Source organism: Streptomyces sp. NPDC050704, from assembly GCF_040654355.1.
Lineage (GTDB): Bacteria > Actinomycetota > Actinomycetes > Streptomycetales > Streptomycetaceae > Streptomyces.
This window is the reverse complement of sequence record NZ_JBFAHW010000067.1, coordinates 22,553-45,664: the sequence shown is the minus strand read 5'-3', so window position 1 is coordinate 45,664 and position 23,112 is coordinate 22,553. Positions and strand designations below refer to the sequence as shown.

Here is a 23,112-nt window from a genome sequence, read left to right as displayed (position 1 = left end):
CAATGGAGGGGAAGGGAGCGTTCGACGTGGAGTGGTTCACAGTCCCCGAGTACTGGACGAGCCGGCTGGTCTTCCAACGGGCGCTGGCCGCGGTGTACCTCGTCGCGTTCCTGGGCGCGGCGCTGCAGTTCCGTGCGCTGATCGGCGAGCGCGGCATGCTGCCGGTACCCCGGTACGTGGCACGGGTGCCCTTCCGGCGGGCGCCGAGCGTGTTCCAGCTCCACTACTCCGACCGCTTCTTCGCGGCCTGGGCCTGGACCGGCTGCGCGGTGTCGGTGGCGCTGGTCGCGGGCCTGGACAGCCAACTTCCCCTGTGGGGCGCCATGTTGCTGTGGTTCGTCCCCTGGGTGCTGTACCTGTCGATCGTGAATGTCGGCCAGACCTGGTACGGCTTCGGCTGGGAGTCCCTGCTCCTGGAGACCGGCTTCCTCGCGATCTTCCTGGGCAACGACGAGGTCGCCCCGCCGATCGTGGTGCTCCTGCTGCTGCGCTGGCTCCTGTTCCGCGTCGAGTTCGGGGCGGGCCTGATCAAGATCCGCGGCGACGAGTGCTGGCGGAAGCTGACCTGCCTCGACCACCACCACGAGACCCAGCCGATGCCGGGCCCGCTGAGCTGGTTCTTCCACCATCTCCCGAAGCCGTTCCACCGGGCGGAGGTGGCCGCCAACCACTTCACCCAACTCGTCGTACCCGTCCTGCTGTTCACACCTCAGCCGATCGCGACGGCCGCCGCCTCGCTGATGATCGTCACCCAGCTGTGGCTGGTCCTGTCGGGCAACTTCTCCTGGCTGAACTGGATCACGATCGTCGTCGCCCTGTCCGCCGTGGAGTTCCCCGGCACGGCCCCGGACACGCCCGAAGCACCCCTCTGGTACGAGATCGTGGTCCTCGCCGTCGCCGCGCTCCTGCTGACCCTGAGCTACCGGCCGGCCCGCAATCTCGTCTCCCGCCACCAGGTCATGAACCGCTCCTTCGACCCGCTCCATCTCGTCAACACCTACGGGGCGTTCGGCAGCGTCAGCCGCGTCCGCCACGAGGTCGTGATCGAGGGCACGGCGGACCCGGTCCCGCGCGAGGACTCGGAGTGGAAGGAGTACGAGTTCAAGGGCAAGCCGGGCGACCCACGGCACTGGCCACGCCAGTTCGCCCCGTACCACCTGCGCCTCGACTGGATGATGTGGTTCGCGGCGCTCTCCCCCGCCTACGCCGGCCCGTGGTTCGGCGGCCTGATGGAGCGGCTGCTGGAAAACGACCGCGACACGCTGCGGCTGCTACGCCGCTCGCCGTTCCCGGCGGACGCACCGCCCCGCTGCGTCCGGGCCCGCCTCTACCGCTACCGGTACACGACCTGGCACGAGTTGCGGGAGACGGGCGCGTGCTGGGAGCGGACGTACGTACGCGAGTTCATGCCGCCGACGCGGCTCGGCTCGGTGATTCAGAGGCGGTAGGCCTCGGTGATTCAGAGACGGTAGATCTCGGTGGTTCAGAGGCGGTAGACGCGGGTGGCGGTACTCCCGAAGATCTCCTCCCGCTCGCCCTCGCTGAGCTTCTCGGTCAACTGGCCGGCGGTCTGGGCGACTTCGGCGTACGAGGCGGCAAGGACGCACACCGGCCAGTCGGAGCCGAACATGAGCCGGCTCGGGCCGAAGGCGTCCAGCACCGTGTCCGCGTAGGGCGCCAGATCGCTCGGCTGCCAGCTCTTCCAGTCCGCCTCCGTCACCATTCCTGAGAGCTTGCAGGTGGTGTTCGGCAGTGCGGCGAGTGCGCGGACGGCGGTGGCCCAGGGTTCCAGCGCGCCGGAGGCGATGGGCGGCTTGCCCAAGTGGTCGAGTACGAAGGTGAGTTCGGGGTGGCGCTCGGCCGCCTGCACGCAGGCGGAGAGCTGGTGGGGCAGGACGACCAGGTCGTAGGCGAGGCCCGCCGCGGCGACGGCCGCGAGTCCTCGGCGTACGTCCTCGCGCAGCAGCCATTCGGGGTCGGGTTCGGCCTGGACCTGGTGGCGGATGCCCTTCAGGTACCGGCCTCCCGGCAGCTCCGTCAGACGGGCCAGCTCATCCGCCACGTCGGGGCGGGTGAGGTCCGTCCAGCCGACGACTCCCGCGATCAGGTCGCTCTCCTCCGCGAGCGCCAGGAACTCCGGGGTCTCCTCGGCGACTGCGATCGTCTGCACGAGGACGGTTCCGGTGACGCCGGCGGCTCGCGCTTCAGGTTCCACGTCCTCGATGCCGAAGTTCCTTCGCAGGGGCGCCAGTTCGGGGCCGGTGATCCAGTCCTGGTCCCGTACGGAGAGGTCCCACACGTGATGGTGGGCGTCGATCTTCGACGCGGTGGTGGTCACGGCAGCTCCCATACGACCGGCAGGCCCGCGTCCGCGCCCTCGTCGGAGTAGTCGTGCACCACGTCCAGCAGCTCCGCCATCCGTGCCTGCCACGCGATGTTGACCGGCAGTTTCTCCAGTTCGGCGAGGAGCCGTGGGTAGTCCTCGCACTCCAGGAGGTGGAAGAGGTCGGTGCCGCTGCGCCAGATCGTCCAGGAGGTGGCCCCGGCGGCGCTGATCGCGTCCGTGAGTTCCTTGGGGACCTCGCGGTGAGCGGCGTCGTACTCGGCGATACGGTCGGCGCGGACCTTGGTGTGCAGGGCGATTCTCATGACGGCTCCTTGGACGACGCCTCGGACGGTTTCTCGCCGGGTACGGGGGCGTCGGCGGGCAGCAGGTCCGCGTCCCGCAGCTCCTGCCAGAAGGCGGCGGGCACCGGCGCCGCGAACTGCTCGGCGCAGTCGCGTACTTCGTGCGGTGAACGGGCTCCCACGAGGACGCCCGCGACAGCCGGATGTGCGGTGCAGAAGGCCAGGGCGGCGGCTCGCAGGGTGGTGCCGTGCCGGTCGGCCACTGCCTTGAGGGCGAGGGCGCGGTCCAGCAACTCAGCCGGTGCGGCCGCGTAGTTGTACGTCGCCCCGGGCTTCGGGTCGGCCAGCAGGCCGGAGTTGAAGGCCCCGCCGATCACGACGGATGCCCCGCGCTCCTGCGCGGCGGGCAGCAGTTCGGTCAGTGCCCGCTGGTCGAGGAGGGTGTAGCGCCCGGCGCACAGGACGACGTCGACGTCGGTGTCGCGGACGAAACGGGTGAGCATCTCGGCCTGGTTCATGCCCGCGCCGATCGCGCCCACCACGCCCTCCGAGCGCAGCTTCTCCAGTGCCGGATAGGCCTCGTGGAAGGCCTGTTCGGCGTGGTCGTCCGGGTCGTGCAGGTAGACGACGTCCACCCGGTCCAGGCCGAGCCGTTCCAGGCTGGCGTCCAGGCTGCGGCGTACGCCGTCGGCGCTGAAGTCCCACACGCGGCGGTGCGTGGCGGGCACGGCGAAGCCGTTGGCCAGGTCGTCGCCGCCCACGTCGGTCGGTTCCAGGCGTCGGCCGACCTTGGTGGAGAGCGTGTACGCCGACCGGGGGCGCTCCCGCAGGGCCTCGCCGAGGCGTCGTTCGGACAGGCCGATGCCGTAGTGGGGCGCGGTGTCGAAGTACCGGATGCCCGCGTCCCAGGCGGCGTGCACGGTCTCGTGCGCCTGCTCGTCGGTGACCTCGGTGAAGAGGTTGCCGATGGCGGCGGCGCCGAGGGCCAGGGCGGTGACCTCGACGCCACTGCGGCCGAGCCTGTTCACCGGCCCGCTCACTGGCCCGCCGGGCGCAGCCGCAGCCCCTGCATTCCGCCGTCGACCGCCAGTGCCGTGCCGGTGGTGGCGCCGGACAGCGGGCTCGCCAAGTACGCGATGGCTCCGGCGACTTCGGCTGCCGAGACGAGACGGCCGGTCGGCTGACGGGCCTCCAGGGCGGCCCGTTCGGCGGCCGGGTCGGGAGCGGCGTCCAGGAGACGGCTCACCCAGGGGGTGTCGGCGGTGCCGGGGTTCACGCAGTTGACGCGGATGCCCTCACGGACGTGGTCGGCGGCCATCGCGAGCGTCAGGGAGAGCACCGCGCCCTTGGACGCGGAGTACAGGGCGCGCTGCGGGAGGCCGGCGGTGGCGGCGATGGAGCAGGTGTTCACGATCGCCGCGTGCGAGGACTCGCGCAGGTGGGGCAGGGCCGCACGGGCGGCACGGACCATGCCGACGACGTTGACGTCCAGCACGCGGTGCCAGTCCTCGTCCTCGTTGTCCTCGACGGTGCCCTGGGCGCCGATGCCCGCGTTGTTGACCAGGACGTCGAGTCCGCCGAGGTCGGCGACGGCCGAGGCCACGGCCGCACGCACGGAGGCGTCGTCCGTGACGTCGGCCCGGTAGCCGAGCAGTGGCTTGTCGACCGAGGCGATGTCCAGATCGAGCACGGCGACCTGGGCGCCGCGGGCGGCCAGGAGTTCCGCGGTGGCCCGGCCGATACCGGAGGCGCCGCCCGTCACCAGGGCCTTGAGGCCCTCGAAGTCGCTCATGCCGCCTGTCCCTTCTGCCGGTCGAGGTCGGCGGCCCAGAAGGTGCCGCCCGGGAACGTGAACTCCGTGATGGATTCGGGTCGCATGGTCGCCGAGAAGCCCGGCTTGGTGGGTGCCATGTAGTGACCCTCTCTGATCACCACCGGGTCGAGGAAGTGGTCGTGCAGATGATCGACGTACTCGATGACGCGGTCCTCCGTCGTTCCGGCCAGGGCGACATAGTCGAACATCGAGAGATGCTGGACGAGTTCGCACAGGCCGACGCCGCCCGCGTGCGGGCAGACGGGGACGCCGAACTTGGCCGCGAGCAGCAGGATCGCGAGGTTCTCGTTGACGCCGCCGACGCGGGCCGCGTCGATCTGCAGGACGTCGATGGCCCCGGCCTGGAGCAGCTGCTTGAAGACGATCCGGTTCTGGACGTGCTCACCGGTGGCGACCTTGACCGGGGCGACCGCCTTGCGGATCGTGGCGTGGCCCAGGACGTCGTCGGGGCTGGTGGGCTCCTCGATCCAGTAGGGGTCGTACTCGGCGAGCGCCTTGGTCCACTCGATGGCCTCGTCGACGTTCCAGCGCTGGTTGGCGTCGATGGCGATGCGGATGCCGGGGCCGACGACCGCGCGGGCGACCCGGCATCTGCGGGTGTCGTCGGCGAGGTCCGCGCCGACCTTCAGCTTGATCTGGGTGAAGCCGTCGGCGACCGCCTGACGGGCCAGCCGGGAGAGCTTCTCGTCGGAGTAGCCCAGCCAGCCGGGTGAGGTGGTGTACCCGGGAAAGCCGCGCTCCGTCAGCAGCTCCGCACGCTCGGCGGCGCCCTCCCGGCCCTGGCGCAGCAGTTGGAGCGCGTCCTCGGGGGTGAGAACGTCCGCGATGTAGCGGAAGTCCACCTGCGAGACGAGCCATTCGGGCGTGGCGTCGGACAGCAGCTGCCACAGGGGCTTCTCGGCGCGTTTGGCGGCGAGGTCCCAGACGGCGTTGACGACGGCGCCGATCGCCATGTGCATCACGCCCTTCTCGGGCCCCAGCCAGCGCAGTTGGCTGTCTCCCGTCAGGTCCCGGGCCAGCGACCCGGGGTCCGCGCACAGCTCGTCCACCGAACGCCCGAGGATGTGCGGGCGCAGCGCCTCGATCGCGGCGACCTGGACATCGTTGCCCCGCCCGATGGTGAACGTGAAGCCGTGCCCCGCCAGGCCGTCGGCCGTGCCGTCGCCATCCGTGCGCAGCACGACGTACGCGGCCGAGTAGTCGGGGTCCGGGTTCATCGCGTCGGAGCCGTCGAGCTCCCGCGAGGTGGGGAAGCGGATGTCGTAGGTGTCAACCGCGGTGATACGGGCGGCAGATGGGGACACAGAAGTGCCTTTCGGTCAGGGACGAGGAAAGCGGACTGCCGAAGTCCGGTGAGCTATGGCGCCCCTAAGGAGGCCGCAGGCCTCTTAGGGGCGCGGGGAACCGCGCGACCAGCCACAACGAACCCGCAGCTGCAAACCACACCTAGTCCTGCGCACGGCCGGTCGTAACACGGGCAATCATGAGGGCGACCAGGATGATTCCTCCGTAAATAGCCTGGATCCAGAAGGACGGAACCTGGGCGAGAGTGAGCAGGTTCTGGACGACCCCAAGAAGGAGGACGCCCGTCAGGGCGCCGAACATCGTGCCCTTGCCGCCGTCGAGGCTGATGCCACCGATGACCGCGGCCGCGAACACCGTGAAGATCATGTTCTGGCCCTGGTTGGCGTTGATCGCGCCGACGTAGCCGGTCTGCAGCAACCCGCCGACCGCAGCGAGCGTCCCCGCGACGACGAACACGCCGAGCATCACGCGGTCGACGCGGATACCGGCCGCGCGCGCCGCGTCCGCGTTGCCGCCGATCGCGTACAGGGCGCGCCCCAGGCGGTGGTACTTGAGGACGAACCCGGCGACGCCGAACGAGGCCGCCGCCAGCCACACCGAGAGGGGCACGGTCAGGAAGGTGGTGGTGGCGAGCGTGTAGAAGGCGTCGGGCATCCCGAAGAGCGTCTTGCCCTCGGTGGCGCCGACCAGCAGACCGCGCAGGACGATCAGCATCGCGAGCGTCACGATGAACGCGTTGAGCTTGAACTTCACCACGAGGATGCCGTTGAAGCCGCCGATGACCGCGCCCACCACGAGGATCGCGAGCAGGGCGACCGGGGCGGGCAGCTCCATGCCCCAGCCGGACTGCGCGGCGGGCAGCAGCAGAAGCGCGCCGACGGCGGGCGCGATGCCGACGACCGACTCCAGGGACAGGTCGAACTTGCCGGTGATGAGCACGAGCGACTCGGCCAGCACCACCATCGCCAGGGCGGCCGAGGCGCCCAGGATGGAGATGATGTTCTGCTCGGTGAGGAACGCGTCGTTGACGAACGCGCCGAGGATGAACAGCACCAACAGCGCCGGTACGAGGGCGAGTTCGCGTGCCCTGCGCAGGAGTACGGACTTGGCGTTACTTGCGGTCTTCACCGTCTTTACGGGGGTGGCGGTCGAGGCCGACGGGGCCTTCGTGTCAGCCATGGTCCACTCCTTCGATGGAGGCGATCAGCTCGTGGTCGCGCCAGCCCGCCGGATGCTCGGCGACGACCCGGCCGTGGAAGAGGACGAGGACGCGGTCGCAGCGCCGCAGGTCGTCGAGTTCGTCGGAGACGACGAGGACGGCGGTGCCGTCGTCGCGGGCGCTGTCCATGCGGGCCAGCAGGGACTCCTTGGACTTCACGTCGACGCCCGCGGTGGGGTTGATCAGGACGAGCAGTCTGGGGTCGGAGGCGAGGGCCCGCGCCATGACGACCTTCTGCGCGTTGCCGCCGGAGAGGTCGGACACGGGCTGGTCGGGACCCTCGGTGTGGATGTCGAGGCGCTCGATCAGGTCGTGGGCGAACCCGCGTTTGCGGTCGGTGGCGACGAATCCGTACCGGCCGAGGCGGTCGAGGACGGTCATCGTCGCGTTGTCGCCGACGGTCATGCCGAAGACGAGGCCCTGGCCGTGCCGGTCGCGGGGGACGCAGCCGACACCGGCCCGCAGCGCCGCCGTCACATCGCCGAACGGCAGCCGCTTGCCGTCGAGTTGGGCTCTGCCACCGGTCGGCGTGTGCAGCCCGGCGAAGGACTCGGCGAGCTCGATCTTGCCGCTGCCGCTGGATCCGGCGAGGCCGACGACCTCGCCGCCTCGGACGGTGAGGTCGACTTTCTCGTACGACTCCGAGGTGAGCCCCTGCGCTTCGAGCACGACGGGCGCGCCGGCCTCCACCTGCGCCCGGGCGGCCTTCTCCTCCACGGCGGCCAGGGACTCCCCCGCCATGGCCTCGACCAGCGCCGCCCGGGGCAGTTCGGCGACCGGCGCCGTGATGATCCAGCGGGCGTCGCGCAGGACCGTCACGGTCTGGCAGACCTCGTACACCTCCTGGAGGTGGTGCGAGATGAACAGGAACGTGACGCCGGACTCCTGGAGCGCCCGCATGCGCGTGAAGAGCCGCTCGATCTCCCGGTTGTCGAGCTGGGCGGTCGGTTCGTCGAGGACGATGAACCGGGCGCCGAAGCTCAACGCCCGGGCGATCTCCACCATTTGGCGGTCCTCGACCTTGAGGTCGGCGGTCCGCGCCTCCGGGTCGACGTGGACGTCCCAGGTCTCCAGGACCTCCGCCGCCTCGGCCTTCAGCCGGCGCCAGCTGATGAAGCCGCCGCGGCCGGTGGGCTGCCGGTTGATGAAGAGGTTCTCGGCGACCGTCAACTCCGGGACGACGGTGGGCTTCTGGTAGACGCAGGCCACCTTGCGGCGCCAGGCGTCGCGGTCGGCGAGCGCGGGCGCGGGCTCACCGTCGAAGCGGACCGTGCCCTCGTCGGGCGCCTGGAGGCCGGTGAGGACGGTGACGAGGGTGGACTTGCCCGCGCCGTTGCGGCCGACGAGGGCATGGGACTCACCGGCGTGCACGGTCACCCGTCCGTCGGCGAGTGCGACGGTGGGGCCGTACCGCTTGGCTATCCCCTGGGCCTCAACGAGTGGTGTGTTCATTTGGCGGTGTTGCCCCAGAGGTCGGGGTCGTCGACGTTGTCCTTGGTCACCAGCGGCGCGGGCAGCTGGTCCTCCAGGATTCCGCTGGGCAGCTTCACGATCTCGGAGTCGTGGTCGGTCGGACCGGGCTTGAACGTCTTCCCCTCCATCGCCGCCTTGATGTAGTACATGCCGTACTTGGCGTACAGGTCGGCGGGCTGCGAGACGGTGGCGTCGATCTGGCCCTTGCGGATGGCGTCGAACTCCTGCGTGATGCCGTCGTTCGAGACGATCGTGATGTGGCCCTTCTCGCCGGCCTTCTTCAGCAGCCCCTTGGACTTGAGGGTCTGCAGCGTGGGCGCGAGGTAGACGCCGCCCGCCTGCATGTAGATGCCCTTGATGTCCGGATTGGCGTTCAGCAGGGTGTCCAGCTTGGAGGCCGCGGTGTCGGACTCCCACTTCGCGGGGATCTCCAGGACCTTCAGCTTCGGGTAGTTCTTCTTGACGCAGGTCCGGAAGGCCTCGGAGCGGTCCCGGCCGTTGACCGAGGCCAGGTCGCCCATGATCTGCACGACCTTGCCGGACGGGATCTGCTTGCCGAGGTACTCGCAGGCCTTCTCGCCGTACGCGACGTTGTTGGCCCGCACGACCATCGCGACCTTGCCCTTTTCGGGGGCCACGTCCACGGCGACGACCGGCACGCCCTTGCGCTCGGCCTGGTCGAGCCCGGCGGAGATCGCGGCGCTGTCCAGCGGGGCCACGACGAGGCCCTTCACGCCCTGGTTGAGCTGGTTGTTGATGTCGGTGATCTGCTGCGAGGGGTCGCTGTTGGAGTTGACGGTCTTGAGAGCGTCTACTCCCTCCGACTTCGCCATCTTCGGCACGTAGTCGTTGTACGACTGCCAGAACGGCGAGGTCAGCAGGGGCAGGATCACCCCGACCTTGCCGCTGCCGTCGCCGTCCCCGCCGCTGTCGGAGGCGACGTTGTCCTTCGTGCTGCCGCATGCCGCGAGCACGAGGGTGGCGCAGGCGGTCACGGCCGCCGCACGTATCGCCCGCGACGTGGTTCGTCCGTTCCGGTTTCGTACGGTTCTGCCGGCCATCTATCGGCTCCTCATTGAGCGGGGTCGAGCTGGTGCCACGCATATTTATCAGACCACTTCCCTCTCACAACACCCCTTGTCGGCAATTTCTCGCCGTTTGGACGCGTAGTGGTCCGACCACCTGAGTGGTTAGACTGCGGCGCACCCGGCAACAGGAGGACGTGGCGTGGACGAGAGCCTGCCCCAGGGGACGACGGCCGCCCCGCAGCCGACCGCCCCGCAGAAGGGCACCGTGACGCAGCGCGCCATAGACCAGATCACGGCGATGATCGGCGAGGGCCGTCTGGAGCCGGGCGCGCGGCTGCCGACCGAGCGTGATCTGGCGTCCCAGCTGGGCATCTCACGCAGCTCGATGCGTGAGGCGATCCGGGCGCTGACGGTCCTGGGCGTCCTGGAGGCCCGGCACGGTTCCGGGATCTACGTCACGCAGCTGGAGGCCGGGGACCTGCTGGAGACCTTCGGGGTGGTCGCGGACCTGTCCCGCGGTCCGCGCCTGGTCGAGCTGCTCGAAGTGCGGCGGATCCTGGAGTCGACGGCGACCGCGCTGGCGGCGGCCCGGATCAGCCCCGACGAACTGGCCGAAGTGGAGAAGCACTTGACGGCCATGAACGCGACGGACGACCCGGAGGAGATCCTCTCCCACGATCTGGCCTTCCATCGCGTCATCGTGGCGTCGGCGGGCAACGACACGATGGCGGCGATTCTGGAGGGGCTGTCCTCGCGCACGTTCCGTGCGCGGGTGTGGCGGGGGTACCAGGAGGAGGGGGCCTTCGAGCGGACGCGGCGGGAGCACGCCGCCATCCACCGGGCGCTCGTCTCCCATGACCCGGAGGCGGCCCGGGCGGCCGCGGCTGCCCACGTGGGCGAGGTGGAGCAATGGCTACGGACCCAGCTCCAGCCTTAGGGGTTGGAGCCGGGTCCGAGTCCGAGGTGTTGAATCCGCGGGCCGGTGGGGGCTGGTCGCGCAGTTCCCCGCGCCCCTATGAGTTCAGGCGCGCTTCAATCGCAGCGTTGCCAGTTCGAACGGGCGGAGCTTCAGGGTGATGCGGTTGCCGTCCTGGGCCGGGGCCGTGGCCTCGGCGAGTGGGCGTTCCAGGAGGTCCGTCACCGTGACGGACTCGACCTCGAAGCTTGCCGTGAGGGTGGCCCGGCTGCGGCCGCCGCGTGACTCGTGGAAGCGGACGATCACGTCGCCGCTGCCGTCGTCGGCCAGCTTCAGTGCGGTGATCACGACCGCGTCCTGCGCGACGGCCACCAGGGGCGCGACCTCCGAGGCCCCGCCGGCGACCTTCCGCTCGGGCAAGTTGATCCGCCATCCCTCGCGCACCGCGTCACCGATCCCGGCACCGGGCACCAGTGCGTGCCGGAAGCGGTGGACGCCCTGGTCGGTCTCGGGGTCGGGGAACCGCGGGGCGCGCAGCAGCGAGACGCGGACCGTGGTGGTCGTACCACCGTCGTCACGCACGGCACGCGTCACGTCATGGCCGTACGTCGAGTCGTTGACGACCGCGACGCCCCAGCCCGGCTCCTCCATGTGGACGAACCGGTGGTTGCAGGCCTCGAACTTGGCGGACTCCCAGGACGTGTTGGTGTGCGTCGGCCGGAAGAAGTGCCCGAACTGCGTCTCGGACGCGTACCGCTCGGCGTGCACGTCGAGCGGGAAGGCCAGCTTCAGGAACTTCTCCGTCTCGTGCCAGTCGACCTCGGTGCCGATGTCGAGCCGCCACTCCCCCGGCGCGAGGGACAGCACCTGCGTGACCCGGGACGCGCCGAAGGACCGCACGATCCGGACCGAGACGCCGTCCTCGCCGGGGACGACCTCGTCGGCGTCGACCAGGTCGGTGACCGTGTTCCGGTAGAACTCGTCGACGTCCCAGGCGTCCCACATGTTGGGGAAGTCGGGGTGGAGCTGGAGCAGATTGGCCGCCTCGCCGGGCGCGAGGGTCTCACGGTCCGCGGCGAGGTCGAACGCGGAGACCACGAGTCCGCGTGCGTCGATCTCGATCCGCAACCGGCCGTTGTCCAGCACATAGCCGCCGTCCGTGCGCGGCACCAGCGTGCACTCGCCCCCGACGGCCGGGGTCCGCGCGCCACCGGCGGGCACCCCGTCACGGGTGTGCGGCGCCGAGTTGAAGACGAGGGCGTTCGTCCCCTCCCCGGCCAGTGCGCGCTGGGCCGCCTCGATGACGCCGTTGAGCCCCTCGGCGACGGCCTCGTACGTCTTACGCGCCTCCCGGTGCACCCAGGCGATGGACGAGCCGGGCAGGATGTCGTGGAACTGGTGGAGCAGCACCGTCTTCCACAGTCGGTCCAACTCCTCGTACGGGTAAGGGAATCCGGCCTTCACGGCCGCGGTCGCCGCCCACAGTTCGGCTTCGCCCAGGAGGTGTTCGCTGCGCCGGTTGCCCTGCTTGGTCTTGGCCTGGCTGGTGAGCGTGGCGCGGTGCAGCTCCAGGTACAACTCGCCGACCCACACAGGGGCGTTGGGGTACTCGGCTTCCGCTTTCTTGAAGAACTCCTCCGGCCTCTCCCACACCACGGTCGCCGAGCCTTCGAGGTCCCGCAGCCGGGCCGCCTTGGCGACCATCTCGCGGGTCGTACCGCCGCCCCCGTCGCCCCAGCCGGTGGGCGCGAGGGAGTGCCGGGCGACGCCCTTGTCCTTGAAGTTGTTCGCCGCGTGGGCGATCTCGCTGCCCTTCATGGAGCAGTTGTACGTGTCCACGGGCGGGAAGTGGGTGAAGATCCGCGTGCCGTCGATGCCCTCCCACTGGAAGGTGTGGTGCGGGAACTTGTTGGTCTGCGACCACGAGATCTTCTGGGTGAGCAGCCACTTGGAGCCCGCCGCCTTGATGATCTGCGGCAGTCCGGCGGCGAAGCCGAAGGTGTCTGGCAGCCACGCCTCGTCGTTCTCGATGCCGAACTCGTCGAGGAAGAACCGCTTGCCGTGCACGAACTGACGGGCCATCGCCTCCGACCCCGGCATGTTCGTGTCCGACTCCACCCACATCCCGCCGGCCGGCACGAACCGCCCGTCGGCCACCGCCTTCTTGACCCGCGCCCACACCTCGGGCCGGTGGTCCTTCACCCAGGCCCACTGCTGCGCCTGCGACATGGCGAAGACGAAGTCCGGCTCGTCCTCAAGGAGGGCCGTCATGTTGGACGTGGTCCGGGCGACCTTGCGTACGGTCTCGCGCAGCGGCCACAGCCACGCCGAGTCGATGTGGGCGTGGCCGACGGCGCTGATGCGGTGGGCGGAGGGGACGGCGGGGGCCGACAGCACCCCTTCGAGCCGCGAGCGGGCCGCGGCGGCCGTGCCGCCCACGTTCTGGAGGTCGACGGCGTCGAGAGCCTTCTCGACCGCCCGCAGAATGTCCCAGCGCCGGGCGGACTCCACCGGCAGCTCCGCCATCAGCTCGCCGAGCACCTCCAGGTCGATGACGAGCTGCCACACCGTCTCGTCGAAGACCGCGAGGTCCATCCGCTCCAGCTTGTACTGCGGCTCGCTGCCCGCCGTCTCCTTGTCGCCCAACTGCGTGGGCAGGAAGGGGTGGTAGTCGAGGATGACGGGATTGGACGCGGCCTCGATGTGCAGCCGTACCTCCTCGCCGCCCTCGACGGGCGCGCCGATCCGCACCCACTGGTTGCGCGGGTTGAGTCCCTTCACCGGGGTGCCGTCGGGCCGGTAGACGAGGCCCTCACACTGGAAGCCCGGCATGTTCTCGTCGAAGCCGAGGTCCAGGAGTGCCTCGACGGTCTTCCCCGCCCACTTCTCGGGCACGGTCCCGGTCACGCGGAACCAGCTGGTGCCCCACGGAGCACCCCACCGTGCGCCCGCCTCGATCGGTTCGGGCGAGGCCGCCAGGCCCTCGGCGACCGGCACCGGCTCACCCGGGGCGTGCCACACCGCCACTTCCAGCGGTACGGACTCGGGGTACACGGCCGGTCGTATGCGCTCGTCGAGGACTCGCTTGAGGCGGGCTTCGACCAGGCTGCGGTCGTCATGCATGCGGGGTGCTCCGTAACTCCGTTGTGCGGGTTGTTGCTGTGTGCCGGTGGTTACCGGGGGTCGGCGGTCACCACGTGTGGGTGACGGTCGCGGGGTCCGACGCGGTGTAAAGCTCCCCCACGGCCCGCAGTTCGAACCGTGCTGTCCGTTCGCCTCCTTCGGGCGTCAGTCCTCCAACGAAGAAGGCCCGCTGAGCGGTTCCTCCGAGGAAGCGCCTGGTGCCGTCGGGCAGGATCCGGTGCAGTGTGTACTGGCGTACGTCGCCGGGAGCGGCCCGCCAGGCGAAGCGCAGGTCGCCTCCCGAGGCGCCGGTGATGCGCGGGTCGGCCGGGGTGGCGGGGCTCTGGGCGGCCTGATCCCGTACGGCAATGCCGCCGAGCCGCCACTTCACGGCCCCGCCGCTCCCGGTGAGCCGCACACCGAGGGCATACGCCGTGCCGCCCGCCGGCAGACCGGTCAGCCGTACGGTCGAGGTCACCCAGCCGTTCCCCGCGTCGACCGGGAAGTAGGTGTACGTGTATGGCTGCCCGGGGCCGGACGGCTCGGCGGTGGCCACGGCCAGCTCGACCCTCACGTTCCCCGAGTCGACACGGTGGGTCAGCTCGACGACCGTCGCCGCGGTGAGCGGAAGCCTGGTCGCGTACAGGTCCAGCGTGGCGGGCGCGTCGAGCACGCCGTCGACCAGGACACTGCTCCCGCCGCGCCACGCGTCCGCGAAGTCGAAGGTGACGGACGGGCGTTGGCCCGCCGTCCGCACGACCCACTGCCGGGACGGCAGTCGGTCCTGGAGGCCCAGATGGTTCCAGGCGGTGTCCGAGGTGACCTCGCCGTCCTCGTACCAGCGCAGTCCGTGCCCGGTGTTGAAGACGCTCGCGAACGGGACCTCGGTCACCGTCGAGCGGTCGGCGACGGACACGGCGGGCGCACGCCACGTGTCGCCGGGATCGGGCTGCGCCGGATCGAGCGAGCGGCCGGTCCAGAACCGGTCGTCGGCGGCGTGGAAGTCGCCCGGAGTGCGTCCGGCGGGAAGATGGTTGCGCGTCCACTCCGGCCGGTAGAAGCCCACCGATACGACATGCGCGGCGCTCCCGGGCACGATGGCGTCCCAGTTCACGGAGGAGTTCCAGCCGTTGGACTCCACGTCGACACCCGCCCACAACTCATAGCGGCTGCGGCTGAGTTGATCGGCGTTCTGCCCGGAGGAGGCGAGGCTGCCCGACGACCAGCGGAAGTCGACGAACATGGAGTCGGCGGCCTGGAAGAACACCCTGTTCTGGTTGTTGAGCGCACCCTGCCAGCTCACCGAGCCGCTCACGGTCATGGAGTCGTACCAGGTGACGCGCTGGCCCTTTGCCGCACCGAGTCTCTTCAGTTCGGTGAGGAAACCGAGCATGTCGGTGGCGAGGGCCGCGTTCCCGCCGCCGGTCTCGGCGTTGACGAACCACCCGTCGAAGCCGTACGCCTCCGCTACCGCGACGAGTTGGGCGGCCAGCGGGTAGCGCCCGGCCGCGTCCTTCTGCACCAGGTCGCGGGTCCACTGCAGTTGTCCGCCATAGGCGGCGGGCGGCAGGAAGACGTTACCGAGGACGGGCACGCCGTGCCGATGGGCGGCGTCCACGATCGGCGCGTTGGGCGCGAGGATCAGCCCCTCCCCCGACGAGCCGCCCCAGAAGACCAGTTCGTCGACGTACGACCAGTGGGTGGGCGCGTAGTAGTCGGCGGTGGCCGATCCCTGCGAGGGGTTGCTCGCGGTGGGGCCGAAGGAGACCAGGGACTGGATACGGGCCTGTCCGCTGCGGGCTGTCGTGTTCGCCGGGGTCGGTGTGAACCGCTCGGCGAGTGGCACGGACGCCGAGTTGAACGCCAGGTCCGCGTCGGTGTCGGCGCGCCAGGCCTTCAGACCGCGCCAGGTGATGCCCGCGCCCGGAGAACCCGAGGGCAGGGAGTCCGGGTACCAGTAGGAGGCGTACGGCTGGAGTGCGGCGGCCGCCTTCGGCTTGGCCGTGGCGGGTGACGCCGGGAGCAGGGCGGCCGTGGCGCCGGCGCCGGTGACCAACAGGACGGTGCGTCTGGTGGGGTTCACGAGCAAGTGCCTCCTTGTGGGAGTTACGGAACCTGGTCGGGAGTGACGACTTCGGTGATGCCGCGTGCGGCGAGGTGTCCCTCGTCGTCCGTGCGGGACGCCAGCACGGTGGTCGGGCGGGCACCGTCGGCCGTGAGCCGGAAGAACGCCTCGAAGACGGGTCCGCCAGGCGCGCAGAGCGAGCGGGCGGCGGGGCTGTCGGGGACGACGAGCGCCGTCGTGCGGGTCTTCGGCGCGTACGTGTGCTCGCGGGCCTGGCGGGCCAGCGCCCTGGCGCTGTCCTTCGGCCGGCGGCCGTTGGTCAACAGGCCGAGCCCGTATTCGAGTTCGGGGAAATCGACCAGGTCGCGGGACACGTCGTGGGAGCACCACCAGGTGATGCCCCACAGGTCGGTGCAGTCCAGGGCGTTCGCGACGGTCGCCTCGGTGAAGGCGGCGGCGTGTTCGGCGGGGACGAGCGGTGCCGGGGCGCCGACCTCCTGGAGCCAGACCGGGCGACCGGGGTCGTCGGCCCAGGCCTTGCTCAGTTCGACCAGGTACGCGGCGTGGTGCTCGGTCGCGACGCCGGTACGCCCGTGCCGTTGGGCCGTGCCGTTGAAGACCCACGAGTGCACGGCGGTGACGGCACCGCGCCGGGCGGCCTGGGCCGGGGTGAACGGCATGTCGTCCTGGTACCAGGTCGCGTCGTACTCGGCGTGCAGATGGAGCTTGCCGGGCGCGCCCTTCTCGCAGGCCGCGAGCATCCGCTCCAGCCAGGCGTCGATCCGGTCGGGCTCCGCCCGGTCGGGGTCCGGGTGCGGGCCGGCCGAGAACTGGTTGACCTCGTTGCCGACGGTCATCCCGATGAAGTTGGACCGGTCGGCGAGGGCGGCCGCGAGGGTCCGCAGGTACTCCGCCTGTCCCTCGATCACCTCGGGATGTGTGAAGACGTTCCGCCGATGCCAGGTCTGCGTCCACGCCGGCAGGAAGTCGAAACTCGACAAGTGTCCTTGTAGACCGTCGACGTTGACGTCAAGACCGCGCTCGGCGGCCGCGTCCGCGAGGTCGACGAGCTGCTCGACGGCGCGCGGGCGGATCAGCGAGCGGTTCGGCTGGAAGTAGGGCCAGATCGGGAACACCCGGATGTGGTCCAGGCCGAGCGCGGCGATGGAGTCGAGGTCGGCGCGCACGGAGTCGAGGTCGAAGTCCAGCCAGTGGTGGAACCACCCTTCGCTCGGGGTGTAGTTGACGCCGAAGCGCACGGCAGAAGGCATGCAGGGTCCTTGCGGATCGGGAGTACGGAATCTGTGGTGCGTGGATCTGTGGCGCGGGAATCTGTGGCGCTGGGAGGTCAGCCCTTGACCGCGCCCTCGCCGACGCCGCGGAAGAAGTACCGCTGCAGGCAGGCGAAGAGGGCGATCAGCGGTGCCACGGCGATGATCGTGCCGGCGGCGACCAGCCGTTCGTCGTTGGCGAAGGTGCCGTGCAGATAGTTGAGGCCGATGGTCAGGGTGAACTTGTCCGGGTCGCTGAGCACGATGAGCGGCCACAGGAAGTCGTCCCAGGCGCCCATGAAGGCGAAGATCGCGACGACGGCGAGGGTGCCCTTCACCGAGGGCACGGCGATCCGCAGGAACCGCTGCCACGCGTTAGCCCCGTCGACGTAGGCGGCCTCCTCGATCTCGTAGGGGAGGTTGAGGAAGGCGTTGCGCATCAGCAGGACGTTCATCGAGGCGATGCAGGCGGGCAGCAGCACGCCGATGAGGGTGTTGTTCAGGCCGAGATCACGCATCGTCGTGAACTGGGCGATGATGATGCTCTCCACGGGCACGAGCATGGCGAGGATGAACACGAGCGTGGCCACCTTGCGCCCGCGGTAGCGCAGCCGGGCGAGCGCGTAGCCCGCGAGCGCCGCGCCGACGCAGTTCGTCACGACGTTGGCGGTGGCGACCTTCAGCGAGTTGAGGGCGTAGTCCCATACGGGGATGGTGTCGGCGACGCGCTCGTAGTTGTGCAGGGTCGGGTCGCTGGGCAGGAACTTGGGCGGCGAGCTGAAGATGTCCTCGGTCGGGCCCTTCAGGGACGTGGACAGCTGCCACAGGAACGGCCCGACGGTCAGCGCGAGGACCGCGAGCAACAGCAGGTAGCGCAGGGCGAGTTCCCACCCCCGGATACGACGGCCGTGTTCGTCGGTGACACGCTTGCGGCGGCGCGGTGTGTCCGTGTCCATGGTGGACGTCGGCTCGTGCACCTTCTCGGTTGCGCTCACGCGTCCTCCTTCCGGTCGGCGCGCAGCACGAGCAGCATCAGCGCGACGGTGACGACGAAGACGACGACCGAGATGGCGGAGGCGTAGCCGACCCGGCCGGTCAGACCGGTGCCGGTGCGCTGGACCAGCATCACGAGGGTCGTGTCCTCGCCCGCCGGACCACCGTCCGGGCCCGCCATCAGGTACACCTCGGAGAACACCTTGAAGGCGGCGACCGAGGAGAGCGCACCGACCAGCACCATGGTCGAGCGGACCGCGGGCACGGTGACCGTGAAGAAGCGGCGCACCGCGCCCGCGCCGTCCACCGATGCCGCCTCGTGCAACTCGCGCGGCACGTTGGCGAGTGCGGCCAGATAAATGATCATGTAGTAGCCGAGCCCCTTCCAGACCGTGACGGTCATGGCGCTCAGCAGGAGCAGCCACTGGTCACTGAGGAAGCCGACCCGGCCGACCCCGACCGCCTCCAACACCGCGTTCACCAGGCCGCGTTCGTCGAGGAGCCAGACCCAGATCAGGCCGACCACGACGATGGACGCGACGACCGGGGTGTAGAACGCCGACCGGAAGAAGGCGATGCCGGGGATGTTCTTCTGGACCAGCAGCGCGAGCAGCAGCGGCAGCAGGACGAGCGCGGGGACCACGCCGAGGACGTACAGCGTGCTGTTGCGCAGGCCGATCCAGAACATCTCGTCGTCCAGCAGCTCCCGGAAGTTGGCCAGGCCCACGAACTCGCCGGGGATCAGGGTCCGGCGGTCGGTGAAGGAGTTCACCACGGTGGAGACGAACGGATACAGGACGAAGATGCCGGTGATCAGCAGCCCGGGGGCGGCGAACAGCCAGGGGCTGGTGGGGAGATGGCGCCGCACCCGCGAACCAGGGCGTGGGCCTCGCGAGGCGGGACGCCGTCCCCGCGAGACAGGCCGGGGCGTCCGCGAAACAGTGGAACTCGCCATGTCGGTTCAGCCCTGCTGCTGGAGCAGTCGGTCACAGGCCTTGGCAGCGTTGTCAAGTGCTTCCTTGGGGCTCTCCTTGCCCTGCAGCGCCTTGGCGACGGAGTTGCGCAGCTCGGTCTTCATCTGCTCGCTGAACAGGACCGGCGTGTAATTGACCGCGTCCTTCAGGGACTTGGCGGCGGCGACCCGGACCCTGGTCTCGTCTGTCCCGTCCTCCTTGGTGAAGTACGGGTCGTCCAGCGAACCGGCGGTGCTCGGGAAGATCGCGACCTTCTTGGCGAAGGACATCTGGTTCTGGGCGTCGGTGACGTAGTGCGCGAAGGCGACTGCGGCGGGCGTCCGCTTGGTCTGGGCGTTGACCATCACGCCCATGACGTACATGTTGACCTTGCCGGTGCTGGTGATCTGGTCGGTGATGCCGATGTTCTTGTAGAGGCTCGGTGCCTGCTTCTTGAAGTTGCCGAGGTCCAGCGCGCTGCCCGGGTTCATGGCGACGGCTCCGGTGAGGAACTTCTTGCCGGACGACTCCGGGGTAGCGGTGAGTGCCTGCGAGTCGAGGGCCTTGGCGTCGTACAACTCCTTGTACTTGGTGAGGAGTTCGACCCCCTTGGCGTCGTTGAAGGTGAAGGCGGTGCCCCCGTCGTTCATCAGCGGCACGCCGTAGCGCCCGAAGTCCTCGATGGTGGGCACGTTCGCGAGAGTCGCGACCTTGCCGTCGCTCTTATCCGCCAGCTCCATCGCGCTGTCGAAGAGTTCGTCGTACGTCTTCGGAGGCTTCGAGGCGTCCAGGCCCGCCTCCTTGAACAGCGACTTGTTGTAGAACAGCGGGCCGGTGTTCAGGTACCAGGGGAAGGCGTACGTCCCCTCCATGCCCGGTATCTCGTGGCTCGCCCACGCGCCCGGCAGGTACTCCTTCTTGTACTTCGCGGCCGCCTTGTCGAGGTCGAGCGCGAGACCGGCCTTGGCGAGCGGGGCCACGAGGTCGGGCGAGACGTTCACGACGTCGGGGAGAGTGCCGCCGGCCGCGTCCGCGCTGATCTTGTCGGCGTAACCCTCGGCGGGCTGGTCGACCCACTTCACCTTCGTGCCGGGGTACTCCTTCTCGAAGTCGGCGATCAGGCCCTCGAAGTACGGCTTGAAGTTGGCCCTCAGGTTCCAGGTCTGGAAGGTGATGTCGCCCTCGACCTTCCCCGAGGCGTCCGTCGAACCGCCGCCGTCACCCCCGGAGCCGCAGGCACTGAGCGGCAGGGCTAGGGCGACGACAGCGGCGGTTATTGCTCTGCGAGGCATGCGCACGGTGACCGGGCTCCCTTGCGGCGGTGTGGGTCAGAGGTGACGGGCAGACCTTGCATCCATCCCGGTGGGCAAGTCAATGGATTCCGTGCTGCTAAATTCATTAGCTGGGCATCAGCCCAGCTCACAAGCGCGTAAACCAACTCTTGCGGTCGATCACTAATGCGCTTTAGAGTGGTCCAGCTCAAGCGCATTAGTACACGGCTTCATTCGAATGGGGAGCAAGGTTGCCAGCCAAGCGGTCTCCCGCGCGCCGGCCGACGATGAAGGACATCGCGCAGCGCGCCGGGGTCTCCGAGAGCGCGGTCTCCTTCGCGCTCAACGACCGGCCGGGCGTCTCCGAGATCACCCGGGATCGGGTGCGCCGGGTCGCCGAGCAGTTGGGCTGGCGGCCCAGCACGGCGGCGCGCCAGCTGTCCGGCGAGGGCGCGGCCACGGTCGGCCTTGTGCTGGCCAGGCCGGCCGACACCCTGGGCGTGGACTCGTTCTTCCTCCAGCTCATCTCGGGCATCCAGGAGGTCCTGTCCGAGCGTCATCTCGGCCTGCTCTTCCAGGTGGCCGAGGACGTGGCCGACGAGTGCGCGGTGTACCGGCGCTGGTGGGCGGAGCACCGCGTGGACGGCGTGATGGTCGTCGACCCACGGACCGACGATCCGCGCCCCGATCTGCTCGACGAGCTGGGACTGCCCGCCGTGGTCATCGGCGGGGTGCCCGACGCGCGGCACCCGGGCCTGTCCACGGTCTGGGCGGACGACGCGGGCGCCATGGCGTCGGTCGTGGGCCGGCTGCACGCGCTTGGGCACCGCCGGATCGTGCACATCGCGGGTCTCCCCGGTCTCGCACACACCGAGCGCCGGATCCGTACGCTGCGCGCCGAGGCCGAGCGGCGTGGGCTCGCCGAGGTGCGCTCGGTGCCCACGGACTACTCGGACGCGGAGGGCGCCGCCGTCACGCGCCGGGTTCTGGAGGGCGGTTCGCCGCCGACCGCGCTGGTCTACGACAACGACGTGATGGCCGTCGCCGGGGTCGCCGCCGCTACGGAGCTGGGTTTCTCGGTGCCGGGTGACGTGTCGGTCGTCGCCTGGGAGGACTCGGCGCTGTGCCGCATGGTCAAGCCCTGGCTGTCGGCGCTGTCCCGGGACACGGTGGAGTTCGGCCGGACGGCGGCGAAGGAGTTGACCTCGTTGGTGGACGGTGGGCCGGCTCGGACCGTGCAGGTGCCGGTGCCGCGGTTGATCGAGCGGGCCAGCACCGGGCCCTGCGGGGCTTGAGCCGGGTTGGGGTGGCCGTCGGTTTCGACGGCCACCCCAACGATTGGAAGGGCGGGGAGGAGCGGTGGTGTGACGTCTGCGGGTTGGATGTGGCTGGGCGCGCAGTTCCCCGCGCCCCTGAGGGGCGGGCTGGGGTGCGCCCCAGCCCGACAGCGTCAGGTTTTTGAGCGGTACAGGGCGAACTGGGCCAGGTGTGCCGGGCCGCGTGATCTCGTCGCTCGTACTCGCCAGTGTCTTGCTCGTACGGGAGTCGGTAGTAGCAGGATGCGGCTCGCGCCCAGCGTGCCCGCCTCGGCCACCCACTTCCAGGTTCCGCCTGTGTGGGCCTCGATCACGACGGTCTCCACCTGTTGGCCGTGTCGGATGTCCTCGGCGAGGCGGATCCGGTTCACCTCGCGTGTTCGGTTGAGGTCGATGGTGATCGTCCCCGGGGAAGTCGTCGTCCGGGCCCCGCGCGCCAGGTCCTCCGGCAGTTCGCGGTCGATCCGTTCGCGGAACTCCCGAAGGCGGGTGACGTCGGTGGCCGGGAGGAGACCGTCCTTGTCCGGCGGCACGTTCAGCAGCAGTACTGAGTTGCGGCCCACCGAGCCGAAGTAGATGTCCGTCAACTGCTGGACCGACTTGGGCAGTTGGTCGGCATGGTAGAACCACCCCTCCCGGATGGACACGTCGGCCTCGGCCGGCCACCACTGCAGGTAGTCGGCCACGGGTTGCGCGGCGACCAGCGCGTCGCGGCCGCCCATGTCGGGCGCGTCGTACGAGAGCGCGAAGTCCATGCGCCCGTTGTCCTTCTCCTGGACGGGTACGACGCTCCACTCGTTCTCGCGGGCGAACCCGCCCTCGTTGCCGACCCAGCGCACGTCGGGTCCTGACACGGCGATCGTGGCGTCCGGCACGAGGGTCCGGATCAGCTCGTACCAGCTGTCCCAGTCGTACTTCTCGACCTTGTCCGGCGGGATACGGCCCTGGGCGCCGTCGAACCAGACCTCGTCGACGGGCCCGTACTCGGTGAGGACTTCGTAGAGCTGGTTGAGCATGTGGGCGCCGTAGTCGGTGGCCTGGAGTGTGAACTCGGGGCCGCCTGTGCGGTCGTCGTTCTCCACCGGCGTCGGGATCGTGCGCTCGGAGCGCGCGCTGCCGTTGGCGTACACGCCGTCCAGGTACTGGTTCTCGTCGGCCGGGGAGATGTAGACACCGACCTTGATGCCGTGCCGTCGCATCGAGTCGGCGAACGACCGCAGGACATCGCCCTGACCGTCGCGCCAACTGCTCGACGCCACCGTGTGGTTGGAATAGCGGGAGGGGTAGAGCACGAAGCCGTCATGGTGCTTGACGGTGAGGATGGCGAGCTTGAAGCCACCGTCGCGCAGGGCTCGGGCCCACTGGTCGGTGTCGAGGCCGACGGGCTGGAAGACGTCGGGATCCTCGTCCCCCATCCCCCATTCGAGGCCGGTGAAGGTGTTCACGCCGAAGTGCAGGAAGGCGGTGCGTTCGAGGCTCTGCCAGGTGATCTGCCGTTCCGTGGGCCGGACTTGGGAGGCCTTGCGGACCAGGTCCTCCGGGGTGTCGTCAGGGCTGACGGGGATGCGGTACCACGGTTCTTCGGCGGAGGCGGAGGGGATGGCAGAGGTCGCGGAGGCGGCGGAGGCAAGTGTCGGAGACGTACCACTGGACGCGGCGACAGCTGCGGCTGCCGTGACGAAGAGACGTCTGGAGAGGGCCATGCGGGTAGGACTCC

Annotated in this window: 18 protein-coding genes; 3 read left to right on the top strand and 15 right to left on the bottom strand. The window is 69.7% G+C overall.

All coding sequences use genetic code 11. From position 1 onward, the window contains the following. The first annotated feature begins 26 nt into the window (after positions 1–26). Positions 27–1,448 carry a lipase maturation factor family protein gene (locus AB0I18_RS32605; protein WP_363109238.1) on the top strand — a complete coding sequence of 474 codons (1,422 nt, stop codon included), beginning with the start codon at positions 27–29 and terminating at the stop codon, positions 1,446–1,448. A gap of 35 nt (positions 1,449–1,483) precedes the next feature. Here the strand turns inward: AB0I18_RS32605 and AB0I18_RS32600 are convergent, their stop codons facing one another. The 8 genes from AB0I18_RS32600 to AB0I18_RS32565 form a co-directional block, all read right to left on the bottom strand. Beyond that, a complete protein-coding gene (locus AB0I18_RS32600) occupies positions 1,484–2,350 on the bottom strand; it encodes an amidohydrolase family protein (protein WP_363109237.1) in 867 nt (288 codons plus the stop codon). Beyond that, complete coding sequence (locus AB0I18_RS32595) at positions 2,335–2,649, bottom strand: L-rhamnose mutarotase (protein WP_363109236.1); 315 nt, start codon at positions 2,647–2,649, stop codon at positions 2,335–2,337. The genes AB0I18_RS32600 and AB0I18_RS32595 overlap by 16 nt, the downstream gene beginning before the upstream one ends. Continuing rightward, a complete protein-coding gene (locus AB0I18_RS32590; protein ID WP_363109235.1) occupies positions 2,646–3,656 on the bottom strand; it encodes an aldo/keto reductase in 1,011 nt (336 codons plus the stop codon). Before AB0I18_RS32590 ends, AB0I18_RS32595 begins: the two co-directional genes overlap by 4 nt. Before the next feature lie 8 nt (positions 3,657–3,664). Continuing rightward, positions 3,665–4,420 carry an SDR family oxidoreductase gene (locus AB0I18_RS32585; RefSeq protein WP_363109234.1) on the bottom strand — a complete coding sequence of 252 codons (756 nt, stop codon included), beginning with the start codon at positions 4,418–4,420 and terminating at the stop codon, positions 3,665–3,667. Next, on the bottom strand, positions 4,417–5,766 hold the full coding sequence (locus tag AB0I18_RS32580; protein WP_363109233.1) for an L-fuconate dehydratase: 1,350 nt from the start codon (positions 5,764–5,766) through the stop codon (positions 4,417–4,419). Before AB0I18_RS32580 ends, AB0I18_RS32585 begins: the two co-directional genes overlap by 4 nt. Positions 5,767–5,908: 142 nt before the next feature. Continuing rightward, a complete protein-coding gene (locus AB0I18_RS32575; RefSeq protein WP_363109232.1) occupies positions 5,909–6,946 on the bottom strand; it encodes an ABC transporter permease in 1,038 nt (345 codons plus the stop codon). Further along, complete coding sequence (locus AB0I18_RS32570) at positions 6,939–8,438, bottom strand: sugar ABC transporter ATP-binding protein (protein WP_363109231.1); 1,500 nt, start codon at positions 8,436–8,438, stop codon at positions 6,939–6,941. The genes AB0I18_RS32575 and AB0I18_RS32570 overlap by 8 nt, the downstream gene beginning before the upstream one ends. Continuing rightward, entirely contained in the window at positions 8,435–9,520 is a 1,086-nt protein-coding gene (locus AB0I18_RS32565) for a sugar ABC transporter substrate-binding protein (protein WP_363109230.1), read from the bottom strand. The genes AB0I18_RS32570 and AB0I18_RS32565 overlap by 4 nt, the downstream gene beginning before the upstream one ends. Before the next feature lie 166 nt (positions 9,521–9,686). On the opposite strand from AB0I18_RS32565, the gene AB0I18_RS32560 reads away from it, so the two are divergent. Further along, positions 9,687–10,424 (top strand): FadR/GntR family transcriptional regulator, encoded by a 738-nt coding sequence (locus tag AB0I18_RS32560; RefSeq protein WP_363109229.1) that lies wholly within the window; start codon positions 9,687–9,689, stop codon positions 10,422–10,424. A gap of 84 nt (positions 10,425–10,508) precedes the next feature. Here the strand turns inward: AB0I18_RS32560 and AB0I18_RS32555 are convergent, their stop codons facing one another. From AB0I18_RS32555 to AB0I18_RS32530, 6 genes are all read right to left on the bottom strand, one after another. After that, positions 10,509–13,526 carry a glycoside hydrolase family 38 C-terminal domain-containing protein gene (locus AB0I18_RS32555; RefSeq protein WP_363109228.1) on the bottom strand — a complete coding sequence of 1,006 codons (3,018 nt, stop codon included), beginning with the start codon at positions 13,524–13,526 and terminating at the stop codon, positions 10,509–10,511. Between the two features lie 67 nt (positions 13,527–13,593). Further along, on the bottom strand, positions 13,594–15,609 hold the full coding sequence (locus AB0I18_RS32550) for an endo-beta-N-acetylglucosaminidase (RefSeq protein ID WP_363109227.1): 2,016 nt from the start codon (positions 15,607–15,609) through the stop codon (positions 13,594–13,596). A 23-nt stretch (positions 15,610–15,632) separates the two neighbouring features. Next, positions 15,633–16,862, bottom strand: coding sequence for a glycosyl hydrolase (locus tag AB0I18_RS32545; RefSeq protein WP_363109226.1), 1,230 nt, complete (start codon positions 16,860–16,862; stop codon positions 15,633–15,635). A 77-nt stretch (positions 16,863–16,939) separates the two neighbouring features. Next, on the bottom strand, positions 16,940–17,818 hold the full coding sequence (locus AB0I18_RS32540; RefSeq protein WP_363109250.1) for a carbohydrate ABC transporter permease: 879 nt from the start codon (positions 17,816–17,818) through the stop codon (positions 16,940–16,942). A gap of 35 nt (positions 17,819–17,853) precedes the next feature. Then, positions 17,854–18,810, bottom strand: coding sequence for a sugar ABC transporter permease (locus tag AB0I18_RS32535; protein WP_363109225.1), 957 nt, complete (start codon positions 18,808–18,810; stop codon positions 17,854–17,856). Positions 18,811–18,816: 6 nt separating this feature from the next. Further along, positions 18,817–20,100, bottom strand: coding sequence for a sugar ABC transporter substrate-binding protein (locus AB0I18_RS32530; RefSeq protein ID WP_363109224.1), 1,284 nt, complete (start codon positions 20,098–20,100; stop codon positions 18,817–18,819). Positions 20,101–20,330: 230 nt separating this feature from the next. On the opposite strand from AB0I18_RS32530, the gene AB0I18_RS32525 reads away from it, so the two are divergent. Continuing rightward, complete coding sequence (locus AB0I18_RS32525; RefSeq protein ID WP_363109223.1) at positions 20,331–21,374, top strand: LacI family DNA-binding transcriptional regulator; 1,044 nt, start codon at positions 20,331–20,333, stop codon at positions 21,372–21,374. Positions 21,375–21,529: 155 nt separating this feature from the next. Here the strand turns inward: AB0I18_RS32525 and AB0I18_RS32520 are convergent, their stop codons facing one another. After that, a complete protein-coding gene (locus AB0I18_RS32520) occupies positions 21,530–23,098 on the bottom strand; it encodes an alpha-L-fucosidase (RefSeq protein ID WP_363109222.1) in 1,569 nt (522 codons plus the stop codon). Between the last annotated feature and the right edge of the window lie 14 nt (positions 23,099–23,112).

Bases quoted from the DNA above. Each gene is read 5' to 3' on its own strand.
- AB0I18_RS32600 (WP_363109237.1), bottom strand. From the start codon at position 2,350: ATGGGAGCTGCCGTGACCACCACCGCGTCGAAGATCGACGCCCACCAT.
- AB0I18_RS32595 (WP_363109236.1), bottom strand. From the start codon at position 2,649: ATGAGAATCGCCCTGCACACCAAGGTCCGCGCCGACCGTATCGCCGAG.
- AB0I18_RS32585 (WP_363109234.1), bottom strand. From the start codon at position 4,420: ATGAGCGACTTCGAGGGCCTCAAGGCCCTGGTGACGGGCGGCGCCTCC.
- AB0I18_RS32575 (WP_363109232.1), bottom strand. From the start codon at position 6,946: ATGGCTGACACGAAGGCCCCGTCGGCCTCGACCGCCACCCCCGTAAAG.
- AB0I18_RS32570 (WP_363109231.1), bottom strand. From the start codon at position 8,438: ATGAACACACCACTCGTTGAGGCCCAGGGGATAGCCAAGCGGTACGGC.
- AB0I18_RS32565 (WP_363109230.1), bottom strand. From the start codon at position 9,520: ATGGCCGGCAGAACCGTACGAAACCGGAACGGACGAACCACGTCGCGG.
- AB0I18_RS32555 (WP_363109228.1), bottom strand. From the start codon at position 13,526: ATGCATGACGACCGCAGCCTGGTCGAAGCCCGCCTCAAGCGAGTCCTC.
- AB0I18_RS32545 (WP_363109226.1), bottom strand. From the start codon at position 16,862: ATGCCTTCTGCCGTGCGCTTCGGCGTCAACTACACCCCGAGCGAAGGG.
- AB0I18_RS32540 (WP_363109250.1), bottom strand. From the start codon at position 17,818: ATGGACACGGACACACCGCGCCGCCGCAAGCGTGTCACCGACGAACAC.
- AB0I18_RS32535 (WP_363109225.1), bottom strand. From the start codon at position 18,810: ATGGCGAGTTCCACTGTTTCGCGGACGCCCCGGCCTGTCTCGCGGGGA.
- AB0I18_RS32530 (WP_363109224.1), bottom strand. From the start codon at position 20,100: ATGCCTCGCAGAGCAATAACCGCCGCTGTCGTCGCCCTAGCCCTGCCG.
- AB0I18_RS32520 (WP_363109222.1), bottom strand. From the start codon at position 23,098: ATGGCCCTCTCCAGACGTCTCTTCGTCACGGCAGCCGCAGCTGTCGCC.